Here is a 19,228-nt window from a genome sequence, read left to right as displayed (position 1 = left end):
TCCTTGCAAAATAAGATTTCCGTCAAGATCTTGACGAAAGGCGGCCGCCCGTCAACCGGTGTCGCGCCGAGGCCCTCAAAAGGGCGTCGCTGCCCCGCTCTCCGGGGCTGCGGCATGCCTCCCTCAGAACACGTCCCAGGGCGGCGCGCGGAAGTTCAGCCTCCCGGCGGTCTCGGCATCCCACTGGTTGCGCTTGAACATCAGCTCGAAACTCTTGTCCTTTTCCCCCACTTCTCGCAGATGGTCCGTCGCCTTCTGCAACTTGTGGATGAAATGCGACTCCGGCACATAGAACATGCGGTAGTCGGTCAGGTTGCGCATCAGGTCGGAATAGACCCGGTCCGAGCGATAGTGACGGCCGTATTCGGCATCGAGCGGCCCGATCTCGTCCAGAAGCTCGCGCCGGATGTAGACGGCAAAGAAGGCCGCATAGTTCAGCTCGAGCCCCCCGCCGTCATGGAACACCGGCACAGTCGCCACATTGCGGTGATGGGCCGAGATGTTCACGTCGCAATCGTTCGTCTCGCGCGCGAAGGGCACATGGGTGCGCAGCGTCTTGGTGCCGGCGGGCAGGATCTGGCGCGGCACGGTCATGCCGGCGCGGGGATTGCCGAGACAGGCACGCTGCAGCGCCTGCACCGAACCGGGCTGGGCGATCGCGTCGTTGTTGAGCAAGATCACGTCCGACTCGGGCCGGGCCAGCGCGATGCCGATATTGACCGCATAGGTGAAGCCGTAATTGCCGTCGAGCGGCTCGAAACGGATGCGCCCGGCCTCGTGCTCGGCGCGCAGATAGGCCCGCACCTCCTCGGTCGAATCGTTGTCGACCACGATGATGTCGAGCATCCCCTGCCAGTCGCGCCGGTGCAGCGCCTCGATGCAGTCCCGGATGTCCTCGAGCGACTGCCAGTTCGGCACGATGATGCTGACCGGGCGGACCAGATCGGCGGTGTCGAGCTGCGCCAGATGCGCCTTCTGCCGCGCCCCGAGGTTCGCACGCAGCACATCGAGATGAGCGACATGGGTCGGGTTGTCGGTGATCGCGTTCTCGGTGCGGCTGTAGTAGTAGTGGCACAGCAGCATCGGCACCGAATAGACCCGCCCGACCTCGGTCGCGCGCAGGACCAGATCCCAGTCGACATAGCGGCGCAGGGACTCGTCGAAACCGCCAAGCCGGTCCAGAAACGCCCGCCGGTGAACGATGATGTTGTTGTCGATGTAGTTCTTGTTCTCGAGCAGCGCCCGGTGCAGATGGCCATAGCGCATCGCATAGGGCTCTGTCGCCTGGCCGCTGTAGAGCAGCACGCCGGAATAGATCATGTCGGCGTCGGGCAGCTCGAGCAATGCGCCCACATGCGCCGCAAGAAAGCGGCTGTCCCAGGTGTTGTCGCTGTCGAGATAGGCAATGATCTCGCCCTGGGCCTGCCGTAAGGCAGTATTGCGCGCCACGGTAACCCCCCGGTTCTCGCCCAGCTCGATCAGCCGGATGCGCGGGTCGTCAAAGCGCCGCACCACCGCCACGCTGTCGTCGCGGCTGCCGTCGTCAACGACGATCAGCTCGAAGTCCGGATAGGTCTGCGCCAGCACCGATGCAATCGCCTCGCTGACAACGCTCGCGCGGTTGAACATCGGCATGACGACCGAGACAAGAGGCCGCGGCTCGGCCGCAAGGCCCTTGCGCGCCATGCGGTTGGCGATGTTCTCCATCACCGCGAAGGCGCGCTTGTCCTCTTCGACGAAGGGGGTCATCACCTCCGGCTGGGTCATCGACGCTTTCAGAAAACCCTGAAAATCCCAATAGTCGCGCTTCGGTTTCGTCCAGGCGAAGGTGCACCGGTCAAGCTCGCCCCCGGTCTGTTCGTCGAACAGAACCACCTCATGCGGCTTGCCATCGCACAGCGAGCCCGGAACCGAGACCTGAAACGCGTGCCAGCCCTCGTTGACGCCGTTCTGCTTGAGATCGGCGCGGAAGCCTCCGGCAAGGAAGGGCACCCGCTCGCCTTCGATCTGCAGATAGCCGCGACGGGGCAGCGGATCTCCGATCAGCGCCAGCCAGCCGCGCACAAAAGTGGCCCCGCTGCCGTTGATCGCGCCGTGCGGCATCCAGGTGCGAACCAGCTCTTCGGGAAAGTCGATCTGGCGCAGCAGGTCGGAGATCATCACCCGCTCACGCGGGCCGTTCGCCGGAAAGCCCCCGTGCACGATTTCCATCACCTCGGGGGTGCTCACGTCACACAGCATCACCGTCCCGTTGCGCAAGGCGGCCACCATGCCGAACAGACGCTCGACGCTATGCGCCACGGTGCCGTCGTCGGTATAGGCGGCCGGCCGGAATTCAACCGGGGCAAGGGCCGCGCGGATCTCGCCGAAGGCCGCGCCCCGGATCCAGAAGCAGGTGCCGCCGATGAAGCCCCAGTCCCGCCGCAGGTAGTCGAAATCGCCGATCAGGCCGGAGAACATCTCTCCCAGCGTCTCGGCATTCTGCCACATGTAGGAGGGACCATGCAGGTAGAGCTGCCGCGCCCCGACCAGCATCAGGCGCGGATCGCGCTCGAAGGCCTCGAGGATCTGATCGACCTGCCCGCGCGAGCCGAGGATGCCGCGCAGCAGGGCATGGCGCCAGCGCGCGGGTTCCTTCGCCCCCTTCTTGCTGTGCATCTTGCAGATCACGTCATAGCGCGTCAGGCCGACTTGCGCGTCCAGTGCCATCAACGCGCCGACATCCTGCCCGGCATTCGGCACCGGCACAATCCGGGCTTCCGGCAGGGCCGCGCGGATCCGGTCGAGCTCCGTCGGACCGAAGCTGTCGGGGCAAGTCACGAAGCGATCGAAGCCGGCCGGGAAGTTCGCGGCATAGTGCGACAGGTCGGCAAGCACATCGAGATGGAAGACATGCGCGACCAGGGCCACCTGCCCCTGGCTCGCCCGCGCCTTCCATCCCTTGCCGCGACCGCGGGTCAGGAAGTCGACCAGCGGCGGCACTCCGACCGGCCGCTCCGCTCCGCATTGCTGCAGATAGAAGGCTGTCTCGAAAAGCGGCGAGGGATCGCGCCGCAACAGCGTCCCGATCTTCAGGTAGTGCTGCAGCGGGTCGAGCCCGGTCTCCGCCACATCCGGATAGCGCGCGCAATACCAGTCGGCATCGAAATAGCCGCTGTGGACAACCAGGTCGTAGAAATCTGAGGAAATCCTCCGGTCAGTGAAAGACATTTCAGGCATGCGTCGCCTCATCGCTCCTGAGCAGTTTCGAGACAGGTTTCATCAGAACATCAGGGATACTGCCATCGGCTGTGGCTGCACAAACGCGGCCCCTGCAGAGCGGTCCCTTACTCCCGCGCGGCTGCCAGCAGCCCCTGCAGGTATTGCCCGTACCCCGTCTTCTTGTAGGTCTCGGCCATCTCGGCCAGCCGGGCCGGGTCGATCCACCCCTGCATGAAGGCGATTTCTTCAGGCGAGCCGGTCTGCAATCCCTGCCGGCTCGAGAGCGTGCGCACGAAATTGCCGGCATCGAGCAGCGAGCCATGCGTCCCGGTGTCGAGCCAGGCATAGCCGCGCCCCATCTGCTGCACGTTCAGCAGCCCCTCGGCGAGATACATCTCGAGCAGCGTCACGATCTCGAGCTCGCCGCGCGGCGAGGGCGCCACCTTGCGTGCACGTTCGGGCGCCGAGCCGTCCAGGAAATAAAGCCCGGTAACGGCATAGTTCGAGGGCGGCACCTCGGGTTTCTCGATGATCGAGCGCACCTTGCCGTCGGCGTCGAAATCGACCACGCCATAACGCTCCGGATCGGCGACGCGATAACCGAAGACGGTGCCGCCCTCGTCCTGGGCACCCGCCGCCGACAGCAGCTCGGGCAGGCCATGACCGAAGAAGATGTTGTCGCCCAGAACCATCGCCGAGGGCGCACCGGCAAGGAAATCCTCGGCCAGCAGATAGGCCTGCGCCAGCCCGTCGGGCGAGGGCTGCTCGATATAGGTCAGGCTCAGCCCCCACTGGCTGCCGTCGCCCAGCGTGCGCTTGAACTGGTCCTGATCCTGCGGCGTGGTGATCACCGCGATCTCGCGGATCCCGGCCAGCATCAGCACCGACAGCGGATAATAGATCATCGGCTTGTCATAGACCGGCAGCAACTGCTTCGAGACGCCGATGGTGATCGGATAAAGCCGCGTGCCGGAGCCCCCGGCCAGGATGATGCCCTTGCGTTTCATGCGATTGTTCCAAGTTCCGTGAGGGCCTCGCGGGTGGCCGCACGCCAGTCGGGGCGGCTCAGGCCGAAGGCGGACAGGGTCTCGCAGGCCATCCGGGAATTGGCCGGACGGCGTGCCGGCGTCGGATAGGCGCTGGTCGGGATCTCCTCGATCGCACAGGACAGGCCGGCCTGCGCCATGATCTCGCGCGCGAATGCGGCCCAGGACACGTCGGGCGCGCCCGAGAAGTGATAGGTGCCGGTCTTCGCCGGATCGACGATCAGCGCCTGCGCGATCGTCAGGCAGGCCTCTGCGATCGCCCGCGCCGGCGTCGGCCCGCCGATCTGGTCGGCGACCACGGTCAGCCTCTCGCGTTCGGCACCAAGCCGCCGCATGGTCTTGAGGAAATTCGCACCATGCGCCGAGAATACCCAGGAGGTGCGCAGGATCGCATGCACCCCGCCCGCGGCACGCACGCCCTCTTCGCCCACGAGTTTCGAACGCCCATAGGCGCCAAGCGGCGCGGTCGGGGCATCGGGGGCGAACGGGGCCTCGCCGGCACCGTCGAAGACATAGTCGGTCGAGATCTGCACGAAGGGGATGCCAAGCTCGGCACAGACCGCGGCCATCGCCGCCGGGGCGGCACCGTTGACCACGGTCGCCGCCGCCTCCTCGGCCTCGGCCTTGTCCACCGCCGTCCAGGCGGCGGCATTGATCACCGCCGCGGGTCCGAGCACGCGGATCTGCGCCGCGCAGGCCTCGGGGTTCGAAAGGTCGGCCTCGTCACGGCCGAGAAACCGCGCCCCGGAGGCGAGCGCCTGCAGCTCGGTCGCGACCTGTCCAGTTTTGCCGAAAACCAGGATCATGCCTTGACCCCCAGGCGTTCGCCGACGCCCTTGCGGCCCTGCAGCGCACGCCACCACGGCTCGTTGTCGAGATACCATTGCACGGTGCGGGCAAGGCCTTCCTCGACGGTGACCGAGGGGCGCCAGCCCAGCTCGGTGCGGATCCGCGTCGGGTCGATCGCATAGCGCGCGTCATGGCCCGGGCGGTCGGTGACGAAGGTGATCTGGTCGGCATAGCTCCCCTGCGCCTTCGGCCGCTTCTCGTCGAGAATGGCGCAGAGCGTGCGCACCAGCTCGAGATTGGTGCGTTCGTTCTCGCCGCCAATGTTGTAGCTGCGGCCAAGCGCGCCCTTCTCCACCACCAAAAGCAGCGCGTCGGCATGATCCTCGACGAACAGCCAGTCGCGGATGTTCGAACCGTCGCCATAGATAGGCAGCGGCTTGCCCGCGAGGGCGTTGAGGATGATCACCGGCACCAGCTTTTCCGGGAAGTGGAACGGGCCGTAATTGTTCGAGCAGTTCGTCAGCACCACCGGCAGGCCATAGGTCTCGTGCCAGGCCCGCACCAGATGGTCGGACGAGGCCTTCGAGGCCGAATAGGGGCTGCGCGGATCGTAGGGCGTGTCCTCGGTGAACTTGATCGAGGGGTCCTTGGGCAGCGAGCCGAAGACCTCGTCGGTCGAGATGTGGTGGAAGCGGAAGGTCTCGGGGCGGCCCGCCTCGGTCCAGTATTTCCGCGCCGCTTCCAGCATGTTGAAGGTGCCGATCACGTTCGTCTCGATGAAGTCGCCCGGCCCGTCGATCGAGCGGTCGACATGGCTTTCCGCGGCAAGATGCATCACCGCATCGGGGCGGTGCTTCGCGAACACCCGGTCAAGGGCGGCGCGGTCGCGGATGTCGGCCTGTTCGAAGGCATAAAGCGGGCTTTGCGCCACCGAGGCCACGTTGTCGAGGCAGGCGGCATAGGTCAGGGCGTCGACGTTGACCACCGCATGGCCACGCGCGACAGCGAGCCGCACCACGGCCGACCCGATGAAGCCGGCACCGCCGGTCACCAGCAGTTTCATGCCGCCCCCTCCCAGGTGAAGGGGCTGTCGAAATCGGCCAGCAGCGGCGCGACCTCGTCCTTGGCCGAAAGCACCGGCGCGGTGTCGCCAAGTCCCCAGTCGATACCGATCGTCGGGTCGTTCCAGCGGATGCCACCGTCACAGTCCGGGGCATAGACATCAGTGCATTTGTACTGCACCTCGCAATCGGCCGTCAGGGTGACGAAGCCGTGCAGGAAACCCTTGGGGATCAGCAGCTGGCGGCCATTCTCGGCGCTCAGCACCTCGCCCACCCATTGGCCATAGGTCGGGCTGCCCTTGCGGATGTCGACGGCCACGTCGAAGATCTCGCCGCGGGTGCAGCGCACCAGCTTGTCCTGCGCATGCGGCGGACGCTGATAGTGCAGCCCGCGCAGGGTGCCCTTGGTCGCCGAGAAGGAATGATTGTCCTGCACGAAGGCCAGATCGAGACCGGCCTCCGCCATCCGCTCTGCATTCCAGGTTTCGGAAAACCAGCCCCGGGCGTCGCCGAAGCGGCGCGGGGTGATGATGACAACGCCACTCAGTGCCGTTTTTTCAATCTGCATTCTCGAAATTCCGCTAGGGAAGGTGCTTCGAGAGGTATCGCAGCTTCGGCATCGTGGCAACTCTCGCGGAAGGCGACGGCCAGATTTCGCCGCACTGCCGCATTTTCATGCGCCGCATTGCAAAAAGCCACGGCCCGGGTACAGTTCTGAGGTCGACGGCTTCCCCGTCCTGGCCTTTATCAGAAGTCCCCAGCCAAGCGATCCCGCCGATGAGCCTGCCGCCGTCCCGCCTCCTCCCCCTTGCGCAGGCCCCTCTTCTGGCACTGCGACTGCAGCGCCTGTGCGGCCTCGGTCCTGAGGCGGCAGCACGTGCGGCAAACTGGCTCGAGACGGCCTGGTTTTGGGGCAGCGAGCCCCCCGAGCTGCACCCCTGGCGGGCCCTGTGCCCCGACCCGCAAAGCCTGTGGCGACTGGTCTGCCTGTTCGAGCCCGCAGACCCGCGCGGCGCGGCGCCGCTGCACGAACATCTGCAAGGCGGCTGGCGACGCGGCGGGCGCCCCGCCCCGTGGTTTGACGTCACGGGCTATGACACGCTCTCGGCCCGCCGCGTCGCGCCGCAGGAGGCCGCCATCCTGCATTACGCCCGCGAAGGCTGGGCGCGCGGGCTCGATCCGGATCCGCACGGCCACGGCCTCGTGCCGCTCCTGCCCCGGCGCACGATCGTTCTGACTGCGCAGTCCGCCGCCGACCTGCCCGCCGTCCGCGCGCATCTGCGCCGCGCGCCGCCGGGCCCGGACTGGCTGGTGCTGGACACCAGCCCCGATCACGCCGTCGCCCGGCAACTTGCGCAGGAGGAGACCGCGGCCTTGCGACAGGGCCGGCTGCGGCTGAGCCCCGCCCCCGCCGACAGCACCGGCGCGGCACTGGCCGCGCTGGTGGCGGATGTGGCACAGGACAGCGGACAGGGCGGGCCGGACCCGCTGCTCCTGCCCCTGCCCCCGCCCCCGTCGCGGCCCCGGCACCCCGCGCGGCGCCCGGCAGCCGGCGCGCGGGGCCCGCATATCGCGCTCCTCTGCCCCGCCCCCGATCAGGCCCGCGCCTATCGCTGGGGAGATTTCCACTTCGCCGAGAGCCTGGCTGCGGCCCTCGAGGCACAGGGCGCGCAGGCCGAGATCTGCCTGACCGACGCCTGGGGGGCACTCGCCGACCGCCCCGCCGCACAGGCGCCGGAGGCAACGCTGCTGCTGCGCGGCGTGCGGTCGGCACCGCGCTTCGGCAGCGCGCTGCGGCTGATGTGGATGATCAGCCATCCGGGCCGGGTCTCGCCCGAGGAGATGGCGGGGTACGACCATGTCTTCGTCGCCTCCGAAAGCTACACCCGGACCCTGCGCCCGATCCTGCACGACCGCGTCTCGGCGCTGCTGCAATGTTCCGACCCGAGCCGTTTCGCCCCCGACACCCGCGCCCCGGGCACGGATGCCATTCCCGCACATCCGCTGCTCTTCGTCGGCAATTCGCGCCGGGCTGAACGCTGGATCGTGGCCGAGGCGGTGGCCCACGGCCATGTCCCGGCCCTCTATGGCGCCGAATGGGACGACACCCCCTTTGCCGCCCTCGTGCAGGGCGAGAGCCTGCCGAACCGCGACCTCGGCGCCTGGTATCACCGGGCCGCGATCGTACTCAACGATCACTGGCCGGACATGGCGCAGCACGGCTTCCTCTCGAACCGGATCTTCGACGTGGCGATGGCGGGCGGGTTCCTGATCTCGGACCGGGTGGAGGGCGCCGAGATCTTCGGCGATCCGCTCGTTCAGGTCGACAGCGGCGCAGCGCTGGATGCGGCCATCCGCCACTATCTTGCCCATCCGGAGGAACGGCGCCGGCGCGCCGCAGCCCTGCACGAAACCGTCCGCCACCAGCACAGCTTCGCCCGGCGCGCCACGGAAATCCTCGCCCGGGTACGGATGCTGCTGGCCCGTTCCGGCGCCCCCGTCTCGCCAGATTGACATTCCACCGCTCCCCCTCCTAACTCTGAAGGGGAATGAACAAGGCCCGGAACACCCTGAATTTTCCATCAGTTCGGGCCCCAGCAGAAGGAACGTCCCATGTCCGACAGCCTCGATCTCGGTTCCGACGCCGGCGTCAATTCCCGCCTGGCCGTGCTGCGGCAGCTGACCCTCGAGCCGACGCCGCAGCCACCCCAGGAACCGCTGGTGCCGGGCCTGTTCTTCGACACCGACCCCGAGGCCCCCACCACCGTCACCGTCGCAAGCCGCCCCGGCGAACTGCTCTCGGCGCAATTCGATGTCGCGGGTCAGGCGCGCTGGCTCGGGCTGCATATCAATCTCAACGACTGCCCGCTCGCGGGCAAAATGCTCCTCGGCGTGGCGATCCGCAGCAAGGCGCCGGTGTCGCAGACTTTCCGGCTGTGCCTGCGCAACGGCCGCGAGGGTGGCTTCGACGACATCTTCTTCCGCAAGACTGCCATCGCCTACACCGAACCGAGCCTGCATCTCGACGCCCTCAGCCTCGCCGATCACCCTGCCCTGGCCGCACCGGCGCCGTGGCGGGAACTGATCCTGTTCTTCCGCCCCGACAACGGCGCGATCGACCTGCAGGACCTGCGGGTCTTCGCGCTCTGAACGGCGCGCAGCCATGCTCCCGCTCCCCGGCCTCTCGGTCGTCATCCCGGTCTGGAACGACCCCGAAGGCCTGGCGCGGCTGCTGAGGCAGCTGCTTGCGCTGCCGCAGGGGCTGCGCGTGATCGTGGTGGACGATGCCTCGGACGTGCCGCTGTCGGCGGCTGAGCTCGCCCTGCCCGAGCTGGCCGAGGAACCCCGCCTGACCTGGCTGCGCAGCGCGCTGCAGCGCGGGGCCGGCCATGCGCGCAACCTCGGCCTTGCACAGGTGCAGACCTCGCACGTGCTGTTCCTCGATTCCGACGACCTGCTGCTGCCGGCCTTTTCCGGCCTTCTCGATGATCTCCTCTCGCCCGGCACCCCCGACTTCGATTTCTGCCTGTTCCGCCATGTCGACAGCCGGCTGCGCGCCGCGGGCCGGCCGGGCCCGCTCGATACCGATCAGCTGCACTGGACGCGCGCCGGCATTCCCGAACGGCCCGTCCTGCTGCGCCCCGATCAGGCGGCGCGGCTCGTGCGGATCTCGGCCTATCCGTGGAACAAGATCTACCGCACCGGCTTTCTGCACGAGACCGGGATCCGCTGCACCGAGATCCCCGTACACAACGACATTGAGCTGCACTGGCGCAGTTTCTTCGAGGCGCGCCGGATTCTCGCGACGGCACGGCTCTGCGCCGAGCATTTCGTCGAGGAAGACGGGCATCGCCTGACCAACCGCACCGGCGCCGAGCGCTTCGAGGTGTTCCGCGCCCTCGACCCGGTTCAGGCCGATCTGCAGGCCGATCCGATCCGCACCGCGCTTTATGCCGATGCGGTGGCCGAGTTCTATCTCTCCCTCTTCCGCTGGATCGAGGACGGTCTCGGGGCAGCCCTGCGCCCGGCCTTTCGCTGGAAGGCGCAGGGCTTCCTGCGCGAGGGCTTCGAGCTGCCGCTCTTCACCCTGATCGCCACCCGCGACCCGGGCCTCGCCGTACGCCTCAACGACTATCTGGCAGGGGATGCGGCGTGAGAACCACCTTCATCGTCACCAGCTTCGACATCCTGCCCTATATCGACCGCTGTCTCGAGACGATCGGCCCCTGCACGCGACCCGGGGACCGGGTGCTGGTGGTGGATGACGGCTCGGGCGATGGCACCGCCGAGCATCTCGAACGTCGCCTGGGCGCCCAGCTGGGCGCGGCGCAGGTCGAGCTGATCGCGCTTGGCACGAACACCATCGGCGGGGTGGCGATCGCCGCCAACACCGGCCTGTATCACGCTCTGGCCGATCCCGGCTGCGAAGCGGTGGTCTTTGTCGACGGCGACGACTGGCTCGAGCCTGCGGGCTTTACCGCCTGCCGCGCGGCCTTCGAGGCGAGCGGCGCCGAGATCCTGCTCGGCAATTATCTCGAGCATGACGAAGCCTCCGGGGCCAGCCGCCGCCCGGCCGATCTTGCCGCCTGGGCGCGCGCCGCGGCGCTGCCGCGCGGCAAGGGCGAGGGCGAGGCCGCCCGCGCCTGCGCGCTCGAGATGATCGCCGTGCCCTGGCGCAAGTTCTACCGCGCCGATTTCCTGCGCGCCGAGGGCCTGCGCTTCCCGGAAGGGAATTTCTTCTACGAGGACAATCCCTTCCACTGGGCGGTGTGCCTGAAGGCGGGCTCGATCGCCTTTCACGACCGCGTCCTGTGCCTGCACCGGGTCAATCGCCCCGGCCAGACGATGGCTGCAACCGGCCCGGGCCTTGCCGCCTTCTTCACCCATTTCGAGACGATCGAGGCGCTGATCGGCGACTGGCAGAGCCCGTATGCCGAAGCCGCACTGCGCTGGCTGCTGACAAACATGCGCTGGCATCTCGAGCGCCTTCAGCCGGAGTCGTTCTGGGTCTATGCCGATCGCGCCGCGCGGGCGCTGACGCCGGTTCCGGAAGCACTGTGGGATCGGGTCGTGGCGCAATATGAAGCGACGAACAGCACGCCGCAGCAGGCGGCAGCGCTGCGCCGGGGCGAGATCGCCGCAACGGTGGGCTGCTGGCAGCAGGAAGCGCGCGGGCGCGCGGTCCAGGCAGAGACCGTGGCGCTTGCGGCAGGGGTGGCGGCACTGCACGCGCGGCTCGATCGTCTGGACGGGCAGGTTTCGGGGCTGACCGAGATCGCCCGGTTCCGCGCGCTGCGCGCCCTGCCGCATCCGCCGGCGCCACCGCAGCCGCCACAGGACGCGGGCTGACCCCACCGCCCCCACGCCCCGCCTCTCGCCTTTGCCGCCGCGGGCCGCCATGGGCGTCACCGTGCATCCCTGAACTGCAACGCCCCTTCCGTCGCCAGGGGCTTCCCGTCCAATCTCGGGCCACGCTCTGCGCTCGGTGACTACAAAAGCGGCAACGGCCCGGCTCTGGAACGGTGTTCCGTACCTGTTGAATGCGTCTGGCTGGAAAGGGCTGATCGGCACCGTATTATGGTATGGCTCACGCGCGTTGCCGCGTCCGAACGCTTCATTCGGCAACAAAGAGGTGATTTCGTGTGAGGAACGCTGCCCCGATCGAGCGTCGAGCAGAGCTCTGCCAAAATCGTCGGAACTGTCCGCCGAACGCTGAAACTCGAGGGAGAGGCGCTCACGAACTTCGCCGGCGGGTTGCCGGAGCACATTAAGAAGGTCGTCCGGCTCCTCGTCGAAACCAACGGCCGGGTCGTCGTGACGGGGATGGGGAAATCCGGACATGTCGCGCGCAAGATCGCGGCGACGCTCGCCTCCGGCGGAACACCGTCGCTCGACCTTCATCCGGGGAAGGCGAACCGGCAGGAAGCCGGCGGTTCTCAGCCGTATCCATGAGGAATTTTCCATACCAGTGTTGACCCTAGGACATGCACCATGGCAATGCTACGGTGCAGCATCGGCCGTCGGCGTCTCGATCTTTCTCTCGGGTGCGCCGGCCCCAACAAGACGCCTTCGGAGGGGCCGAACAGGGCCCCTTCAGACCAGATGACGCAGCCGATCACGCTTTTGTGCCAGATCGGTGCACTCACCAAGAACGCGGCCAATGCATGAAGCCGTTTCGCCCATCCCGACACACCAGCCCCGACACGAACAGAAACAAATTGACTGCTGATGGAAAGACCTTCGGGACCATCCCCGAAACAAAGGCCTCCCTACCGGCCCTGAAGTTCGACATGCAGACCAGGACGAGAGATTGAGAATGAGCAAGAAACACGTCGACTTGACGCAGCGAAGGTCAATCTGCTTCGTGAGCGAAACCGGCCGGGTCGAGGATCCGCTGCAAGATCCGTCCGTCCGCTATCGGTGCTATCATCCAGCCGAAGCGCTGGTCGCCGAGGGGCATGACTGCACCGTCGTCGCGGCCGCGACGTTTTACGAAAACCCCCTGCTCAAGCACGATATTTACGTGTTCCACCGGCCGAACATGGCACGCGCCAACTTCGCTCCGGTGCTCGCCGGGCTCCGCAAGCTCGGCGCCACCCTGATCGCCGATTACGACGACCTGATCTTTGGCGACGAGGAGCTGGCGCTGGTTTCTTCCGCCGTCAAGAACGGGACCCTCACCGAAGAGAAGGCGATCGTAGCCTTCAAGAGCAACCTCGCCGGGTTGCGCCAGTTCGACAAGGTGACAGTCTCGACCGAGCCGCTCGCGGCACGGGCGCGGGAGTTCAATCCCGAGGCCCAGGTGTGCTGCGCCCCCAATGTCATCCCCGAATCCATCCTGTCGATCCAGCGGGCGAACCGGACCCCATTCCTGAAACGCTCGGCGACCAACATCGGCTATTTCGCCGGCACCCGCAGCCACGACAAGGACTTCCCGATCGTCGAGGCGGCGCTGCACCGGGTCCTGTGCGAGAACCCGCACTTCAACCTGCTGGTGGTCGGGCCGGTGGTCATGCCGCGCAGCCTGGCCGCGCTGCCGAATGTCAACACCGCACCGGTGGTGAACTTTCTCCGCCTGCCCTCGCTCATGTCCATGTGCTCCTCGGTGATCGCACCGCTTGAGGCGAGCAAGTTCAACGACTGCAAATCCCGCGTGAAATTCCTCGAAGCGGCAATCGGCGGCTGCCGGCTGATCGCAAGCCCGATCCCCGACATGCAGGCGATCGGAGAGGAACGCCTGACCCTCGCGACCAGCACCGACGATTGGTACGAGGCGCTTTCGGCGCCCCTGGCCCCGGAAGCCCGGATCGAGCTTGCGAAGCGCAACTTCGCGTTCCTCGAAAACACCAGCTACAACGACGCACTCAAGAGCCTGGCGGGATTGAAATGAGAGTATTGCTTTATGTCGAACCGCACCCCATTCGCGACACGCTAACGCATTTCGCCGATATCGTCCGGGAGTTCCTGCCGCTTCTGTCGTCGGCACCCGGCTTTGACATTCGGCTTTTTGCCAACGAGGCGACCTTCACCCATCTCGGCAAGACGCATCTGTCACCGCACGACAACCGCCTGATCCATACCACCCGCGACGAAGAAGCGCTCTTCAGCCAGTACCAGAAACTGCCCTGGGAGACCGAAGGCCTGCCGGTCTGGCTCAAGCTGATGTCGGGCAAGGGCAAGGTCAGCGAACAGCAGCTGGACCTGCTGCGGCGGATCTGGAACATCTTCCCCTTCGAGGTCATCGTCCATTGGGGCGAGAACGGTGCGGTCACCCGCTTCCTCGAGGAACGCCCGGTCACCCGCGTGGCGATGGAGCTCGGCTGCACCCGGCCGCCCTTCCTCAACTCGCTCGTCATGGATCCCTATGGGACCAATGGCGCCGGCGTCGTGCCGAAACTGACCATCGAGGACCTGCGCGGGATCGTCGACAACCAGTCGATGTCGCGTCACGAGGCGCTGTTCGGCTTTTCGCAGAGCATCGCTGCCCCGGGCTATGCCCAGCAGTTCCAGCCCCTGCCGGGCGAGCTGGATGCGCGCTGGATGAACCAGAAGGCGGCGTTCCTGCCGCTGCAGCTTTTCGACGACGCGAACCTGTTGCGGTTCTCGCCCTACAACACGGTGAGCGACGTCGTTCTCGAAGTCGTTCCCAAGCTGGCCGAAGCCGGTTACATGACGATCATCAAGCCGCATCCGGCCTCGAAGGTCCGCAAGGGCTCGCTCTATGCGAACTCTTTTGCCCGCCGGGCGCTGCATCCCTGGTCGGACCGCATCATCTGGTGTGACGACAGCACCCCCCTGGCCAATTCCCGCCTGTTCAACCTTGCCGACATCGTGGTGACGGTGAACAGTTCCGTCGGCTTCGAGGCGCTCTATTACGACAAGCCCGTGGTCGTGCTTGGCGATGCTGTCTATAAGCCAAAGGGCATGTTCCCCACGCTCGACGACGTCCTGTCGGGAAGCTTCGATCGGGACGCCTACCTGGATGCCGCGGGGATCTTGCGCAACTTCATGCTCGGGGGCTATCTGCAACCGGAAGCCATCCGACGCGATCCGTCCGGCTTTGGCTGCCGGCTCAGCCTGATCCGCCAACTGCAGCAGATCGGCGGGGGCGATCCGGTCAAGTTTGCCAGCGGGTACTGGAAGGCCTGCGCCCCGGCACACAAGTCCCTCGCCTCCTCGGCGGTCTTCTGGGGGCTCTCGGTTCCCGACCAGGCCGAGTTCGGCGTTCCGGCGATCCCGCCGAAATCGGCGCCGGCCGCAGCCCGGACCGCCGCCCCGAAAGAACCGCGTCCCCGAGCGACGCTCGGCTATCGTCCGATCGTGCGCCGGCTGCGCCAGCACCTGGAGATCCAGAGCATCCAGGCCACCACCGAGTGGCTCGATGCGATGTGGAGCACGGAGCAAGGCCGCGCCGAGGTCATCACGATCGGGCGCCTCGTCGATCCCGACTATTATCTGGCGGTCAACCGCGACGTGGCCAAAACCGGAATCACCCCGGTCGAGCACTTCCTGCACAGGGGCTTCGCCGAGGCCCGGACGCCGGCGCCCTCGATCCCCGCCGCGACCGCCATGCAGACGCTCTCCCATCTCAGGCGGGCCGCCGAGATCATGGCGAACGGCGGATCCGCCGATTTCGTCACAACACCCGATGACGCGATTGCCGAAAACTACCTGCCGATGTTCCGCCGCCTCGTGGCGCATGTGCGCGCCGACAGCAACGATACCTTCCTGTCCTGGCTGGACTCGCAGTGGAGCACCCCGGCCGGGCGCAGCAGGATCATCGAACTGGGCGGCTTCGTCGACCCGGAATACTACCTCGCCACCTATGGCGACGTGCGGGCGGCCGGGGTCGATCCGGTCCGGCACTATTGCAACGCCGGCATCCTCGAGGGGCGCGCGCCACGCAAGAGCCTGCGGGCGGTGAAAGCCGACGTGGTATGGGAAAACCTCCGGCAAGCGGCCAGCGCCGATGCGCTCGGTCTTGCGGAATTTCCCTTTGCAGAGGACGTCGAGGTGCGGCGTCAGGCGCAGCTGCACGCGATCGGAAAGCGCACCGGAAACCGGATCGCGGTCGTCGCGCACCTCTATTACACCGACCTCGTGCCGGAGATTCTCGAGCATCTCAAGGCGATCCGGGAGCCCTTCGACCTGATCGTGACGATGCCGGACTGGGGCACCCGCCGCATCGTCGAGATGGTCCGGGCGGCCTATCCGGACGCGCTGTTCTACGCCGCGCCCAATCGCGGGCGCGATATCGGCCCGTTCATCGACCTTCTGCCGGCAATGCTGGAAAAGGACTATGACGCGGTCCTCAAGCTGCAGACCAAGCGCGGCTACTTCCGCGCCGATCGCATGATCCCCGAATTCGGCGAGATGTGGCGAGAGGAGACCCTCAGTGCGCTTTTGGGCAGCCCCGAGCGGGTCGCCGAGATTCTCGACGCATTCCGCAGCCGGAAGCCGCTGAACATGGTCGGCCCCGAGCCCTTCCTGCTGTCTCTCGACAAGTACCCCTATCACGACAATGGCACGCTGGCCGAAAGCCTGCTGGACGACATCGGGGCGAAAGACGGCGCGTTCTACGCCGGCACGATGTTCTGGGTCCGCCTGTCCTGTCTGCGGCCGCTGGCAGAGCTCAAGCTGACCCATTTTGCCCCGGAAAGTGGGGCAAACGACGGGGCGCTGGCCCATCTGGTCGAACGCTTGTTCGGTCAGGCGGCCGGCAGCGGGACCGACGCCCTCGCCTCTGCCCCGGTCGATCCCGGGCAGCCGCTCGACGTCGCCCCCAGGCCCGCAACGATCACGGTGGATGCGTATTTCACCGAACGCCAAAAGGAATTGCGCACCCGCAAGACGAAGGATGGACAGGGGGCGTTGATCTGGTGAAGCATGGCGACATGCTTGAGCATGCGCGTCCTGTAGCGTATGCATCTAAGATCCTAAAGGAGATTTGAATGGAAAAGACGGAGCTGTTTGTCCTTGGCTGTCCGCATTCAGGAACGACAAGATTTGCGCATCTTCTCAATACCAACCCGGATGTCTGCGTTGGCGTTGAGAGAGCCACTTCGTTTTTACGGAGAACAAATCGGCTCCCCAAGAACCTGCTCCAGAAAGAGATTTTCTTCACCTTTGAAGAGTGTGATGCAAAAAGGCCGGACACCAGTCCGATCTGGAAAGATTTTTACGACGACCTTGAGGCACGCTGGGACCAAGCCCGCGTTGTCGGAGACAAGTTACCTTCCCTGTTTTTATTCTTTCCTCAGGTTCTGGAAGATTTCCCAGAAGCGAAGTTCATTTCTCTTTCTAAAAATATATACCAAGTGGCCCAATCTTGGGATCGGCGCACGGATCTCAGCGGGATGAACTATAAAGACGGAGTTAAGCGGTGGAATCGGGCCAATATTGAGGTATTGAAGGCGATCGAAGATCGGCCGAATAACTGGCTGGTGGTGCAGGTCGAGAAGTTCTTTGATGGCGATATTTCCGAACTAAGACGCGTAACCGATTTTCTCGGGGTCAGCCTGCACCCTAAAATGCTTGAAGACTTCAGAAAGGCAGCCCGTCATTACCAAGAAAATCTTAAAGAATCTGAGGCTTCATTTATCACGGATGCGGAAAAACTGGATACCATCAAGGCGCAGGCAGATTTCTCGGCCTACGAACGGCTGCTCAAATACGCCTGAGCCCGTAAAACGGCCATCTCTCCGAAACGCGGACCGGGAGCCAGCAGCCCACTGGCCGTTCGGCGGACGGATGACACAACGGCCGATCTCGAGGATGCCCCCCCCCACATGGGCGGACTGTGGCCTTTGCTAGCTGTATCGCGATTGTAATTATATTGCCAGTGGCGGGAGGTGACCTGTAGAGCGGGAGGCGGGACGCGTTCATCCCCCGCGCGCGACCCGTTCGAAAGGGAAGAGATCTTGTCGTCGCAAGTGCAGCATGGAAATGGCATATCTTTTATCGTTGGACCCAGCCATGCCGTAAGGTGGAGCTGGCACATCCGCGACGGAGTGGTGCATTCAAATTTGCCATCGAACCGGGTTTGGGGCGTCGGTGGCGCCCCGGTCTGGTCGAAGCGCCTGTTTGAGCGGGCCGGGCAGGTCGTTGCGGAGGGCGGCAAGGTGGGCGTGATGGTCGGGGATTTCCGGTTCGGAAACGATATCGCGCTGACACCGGAAGATCTGGCCGGTCCACTGTTTCAGGATGGTCATCTCGGCATCGATTCCCGCGCGATGACGCCAGAGCTGGATCGCAGGATGCTGGAGCGCGGGCTGGCCGCGGTGCAGGCCTGGCAAGAGGCGTTCGGCGACAGGGTGCGATTCGTGTTCTGGGATCTGTTCGGGCGGCAGGTTCATGACAGGCTGGCCGGCCAGCACATCGGCGGCGGGCGCTACCACCACCCGGTGTTCAACTATGCTGATGTGGTCGGGCGGTTTCCCGGTGCGGATATCGTCGATCTTTCGCCCCTCCTCGGCGCCCCGATGCATGAGGTGCGGCGCCTCTTCATCGACTCGAGCTGCCATCCGTCGCAAATCGGATATCTGCTGCTCAACGATGCCTTGTGCGCAGGGCGGGACCCGATCGAGGCCTTTCGATCGGCCGTGGCCAATGTCGAGGCCGAGCTTTTCGCCCTGGCCGGCAAGATCGTTGGGGCCAAGGGGGGCGCTGTGCTCCTGACCGGCCGCTCGGTCTGGCTCGATACCCTGATGAGCTACATGGGGAAGGATTGCGCCTTGCGGCTGGCCGGGAGCGGGCTGGTTCTGGCGCCGCTGACGCGCCTCCCCGGACAACCCAGCATCGCCCAGATGCTGCAGCAGGTGCCGCTCGACCGCTGTGTGCCGGTCCTCGTTTCGGCCGGAGCACAGGACCTTTCCCCGCAGCTCGCCCGGGCCTTCGATACGGACCCGTCATTCTGGCGCGATGTCCCCTGCATCGACTGGGAGACGGCGACGGTCGCGGCGATCACCGCGCGCCGCGAAACGCCCCGCCATGCCTATGCCCGAGAAGATGCCCCCAAGGCCAGCGTCCGGATCACGCCGGAGCTGGCCTCGCATATGGTCGAGCAGGGCCCGCTCGGGATGCCCTCCTGGACCGGGTTGCGCCATCTGGCCGAGTGCATCGCCTCAGACCAGGTGCCGGCGCTGCGCCGCGGGACGGAAGCCGGGCGTCCGCAACATCTCCCGACGTGAGGCGGGCCACCGCAACCGCGGTCTGGCGCCGCCGCGCCGCGGATGCAGGCGCGGCGGCCTGAGCCCGTCAGCCAGCGGGCAGGGCTGCGGCGGCGGCGCTTTCGTCCTTCAGTGCAACGCCGGTCGCGCCGAGCTGACGCGCGGCACCGACCAGCCAGGCAAGGCGATCGGCCGCAGCCTCCGGGCCAAGCCCGCCATGGCCATGGATGTTCGACACGCAATTGCGCGCGCTGTCGCGCAGCCCCACCCGCGGCGCCAGCGTCAGATAGGCGCCAAGACTGTCCGCCACCGTCAGCCCCGGACGCTCGCCGATCAGCATCAGCACCATCCCCGCCCCGGTCGCCGCCCCGATCGCGTCGCCAAGCGCCACCCGCGCCCCCTCGGCCAGGATCACCGGCACCGCGACCAGCTCGGGCAGCCGCGCCACCAGCGCCGCCACCAG

The 19,228-nt window shown here is 66.1% G+C and carries 15 protein-coding genes; 9 read left to right on the top strand and 6 right to left on the bottom strand.

All coding sequences use genetic code 11. The features are described from left to right. Positions 1-123: 123 nt before the first annotated feature. The 5 genes from EOW65_RS07690 to rfbC form a co-directional block, all read right to left on the bottom strand. The gene (locus EOW65_RS07690) at positions 124-3,219 is read right to left on the bottom strand and encodes a glycosyltransferase (RefSeq protein WP_164880025.1); all 3,096 of its coding nucleotides are present in this window, start codon (positions 3,217-3,219) and stop codon (positions 124-126) included. A 107-nt stretch (positions 3,220-3,326) separates the two neighbouring features. Beyond that, positions 3,327-4,208, bottom strand: coding sequence for a glucose-1-phosphate thymidylyltransferase RfbA (gene rfbA, locus EOW65_RS07685; protein WP_128148384.1), 882 nt, complete (start codon positions 4,206-4,208; stop codon positions 3,327-3,329). After that, positions 4,205-5,053 carry a dTDP-4-dehydrorhamnose reductase gene (rfbD, locus tag EOW65_RS07680; protein ID WP_128148383.1) on the bottom strand — a complete coding sequence of 283 codons (849 nt, stop codon included), beginning with the start codon at positions 5,051-5,053 and terminating at the stop codon, positions 4,205-4,207. Before rfbD ends, rfbA begins: the two co-directional genes overlap by 4 nt. Beyond that, positions 5,050-6,099 (bottom strand): dTDP-glucose 4,6-dehydratase, encoded by a 1,050-nt coding sequence (rfbB, locus tag EOW65_RS07675; RefSeq protein ID WP_128148382.1) that lies wholly within the window; start codon positions 6,097-6,099, stop codon positions 5,050-5,052. The genes rfbD and rfbB overlap by 4 nt, the downstream gene beginning before the upstream one ends. Then, positions 6,096-6,665 carry a dTDP-4-dehydrorhamnose 3,5-epimerase gene (gene rfbC, locus EOW65_RS07670; RefSeq protein ID WP_128148381.1) on the bottom strand — a complete coding sequence of 190 codons (570 nt, stop codon included), beginning with the start codon at positions 6,663-6,665 and terminating at the stop codon, positions 6,096-6,098. The genes rfbB and rfbC overlap by 4 nt, the downstream gene beginning before the upstream one ends. Before the next feature lie 209 nt (positions 6,666-6,874). On the opposite strand from rfbC, the gene EOW65_RS07665 reads away from it, so the two are divergent. The 9 genes from EOW65_RS07665 to EOW65_RS07625 all read left to right on the top strand — a co-directional run bounded on the left by EOW65_RS07665 (position 6,875) and on the right by EOW65_RS07625 (position 18,786). Beyond that, the gene (locus EOW65_RS07665) at positions 6,875-8,611 is read left to right on the top strand and encodes a CgeB family protein (protein ID WP_164880024.1); all 1,737 of its coding nucleotides are present in this window, start codon (positions 6,875-6,877) and stop codon (positions 8,609-8,611) included. 99 nt (positions 8,612-8,710) lie between these two features. After that, a complete protein-coding gene (locus tag EOW65_RS07660; protein WP_128148379.1) occupies positions 8,711-9,247 on the top strand; it encodes a hypothetical protein in 537 nt (178 codons plus the stop codon). Positions 9,248-9,260: 13 nt separating this feature from the next. Next, the gene (locus EOW65_RS07655; protein ID WP_128148378.1) at positions 9,261-10,253 is read left to right on the top strand and encodes a glycosyltransferase; all 993 of its coding nucleotides are present in this window, start codon (positions 9,261-9,263) and stop codon (positions 10,251-10,253) included. Next, positions 10,250-11,446, top strand: a complete 1,197-nt coding sequence (locus EOW65_RS07650) for a glycosyltransferase family 2 protein (RefSeq protein WP_128148377.1) — start codon at positions 10,250-10,252, stop codon at positions 11,444-11,446. Before EOW65_RS07655 ends, EOW65_RS07650 begins: the two co-directional genes overlap by 4 nt. Positions 11,447-11,851: 405 nt before the next feature. Continuing rightward, positions 11,852-12,049 (top strand): hypothetical protein, encoded by a 198-nt coding sequence (locus tag EOW65_RS07645; protein WP_369407172.1) that lies wholly within the window; start codon positions 11,852-11,854, stop codon positions 12,047-12,049. Between the two features lie 364 nt (positions 12,050-12,413). Further along, positions 12,414-13,487: a glycosyltransferase family 1 protein gene (locus EOW65_RS07640; RefSeq protein ID WP_128148376.1), complete on the top strand. Its 1,074-nt coding sequence runs from the start codon at positions 12,414-12,416 to the stop codon at positions 13,485-13,487. Continuing rightward, a complete protein-coding gene (locus tag EOW65_RS07635) occupies positions 13,484-16,480 on the top strand; it encodes a rhamnan synthesis F family protein (RefSeq protein WP_128148375.1) in 2,997 nt (998 codons plus the stop codon). The genes EOW65_RS07640 and EOW65_RS07635 overlap by 4 nt, the downstream gene beginning before the upstream one ends. Before the next feature lie 68 nt (positions 16,481-16,548). Then, entirely contained in the window at positions 16,549-17,277 is a 729-nt protein-coding gene (locus tag EOW65_RS07630; protein WP_128148374.1) for a sulfotransferase family protein, read from the top strand. A gap of 330 nt (positions 17,278-17,607) precedes the next feature. Continuing rightward, entirely contained in the window at positions 17,608-18,786 is a 1,179-nt protein-coding gene (locus EOW65_RS07625; RefSeq protein WP_128148373.1) for a hypothetical protein, read from the top strand. A gap of 67 nt (positions 18,787-18,853) precedes the next feature. Here the strand turns inward: EOW65_RS07625 and EOW65_RS07620 are convergent. Then, positions 18,854-19,228 (bottom strand): ethanolamine ammonia-lyase light chain EutC (locus EOW65_RS07620; protein ID WP_206364033.1); only part of this gene is annotated, 375 nt, incomplete at its 5' end.

Origin of the sequence: Paenirhodobacter ferrireducens (assembly GCF_004022265.1) — a bacterium.
GTDB lineage: Bacteria > Pseudomonadota > Alphaproteobacteria > Rhodobacterales > Rhodobacteraceae > Rhodobacter > Rhodobacter ferrireducens.
The sequence above is the reverse complement of the archived record's forward strand: the minus strand, read 5'-3'. Positions and strand labels throughout refer to the sequence as shown.

Excerpts from the sequence above, each read along its gene's own strand:
- EOW65_RS07630 (WP_128148374.1), top strand. The coding sequence starts at position 16,549 with ATGGAAAAGACGGAGCTGTTTGTCCTTGGCTGTCCGCATTCAGGAACG.
- EOW65_RS07660 (WP_128148379.1), top strand. The coding sequence starts at position 8,711 with ATGTCCGACAGCCTCGATCTCGGTTCCGACGCCGGCGTCAATTCCCGC.
- rfbB (WP_128148382.1), bottom strand. The coding sequence starts at position 6,099 with ATGAAACTGCTGGTGACCGGCGGTGCCGGCTTCATCGGGTCGGCCGTG.
- EOW65_RS07640 (WP_128148376.1), top strand. The coding sequence starts at position 12,414 with ATGAGCAAGAAACACGTCGACTTGACGCAGCGAAGGTCAATCTGCTTC.
- EOW65_RS07665 (WP_164880024.1), top strand. The coding sequence starts at position 6,875 with ATGAGCCTGCCGCCGTCCCGCCTCCTCCCCCTTGCGCAGGCCCCTCTT.
- rfbD (WP_128148383.1), bottom strand. The coding sequence starts at position 5,053 with ATGATCCTGGTTTTCGGCAAAACTGGACAGGTCGCGACCGAGCTGCAG.
- EOW65_RS07690 (WP_164880025.1), bottom strand. The coding sequence starts at position 3,219 with ATGCCTGAAATGTCTTTCACTGACCGGAGGATTTCCTCAGATTTCTAC.
- EOW65_RS07635 (WP_128148375.1), top strand. The coding sequence starts at position 13,484 with ATGAGAGTATTGCTTTATGTCGAACCGCACCCCATTCGCGACACGCTA.
- rfbA (WP_128148384.1), bottom strand. The coding sequence starts at position 4,208 with ATGAAACGCAAGGGCATCATCCTGGCCGGGGGCTCCGGCACGCGGCTT.
- rfbC (WP_128148381.1), bottom strand. The coding sequence starts at position 6,665 with ATGCAGATTGAAAAAACGGCACTGAGTGGCGTTGTCATCATCACCCCG.
- EOW65_RS07655 (WP_128148378.1), top strand. The coding sequence starts at position 9,261 with ATGCTCCCGCTCCCCGGCCTCTCGGTCGTCATCCCGGTCTGGAACGAC.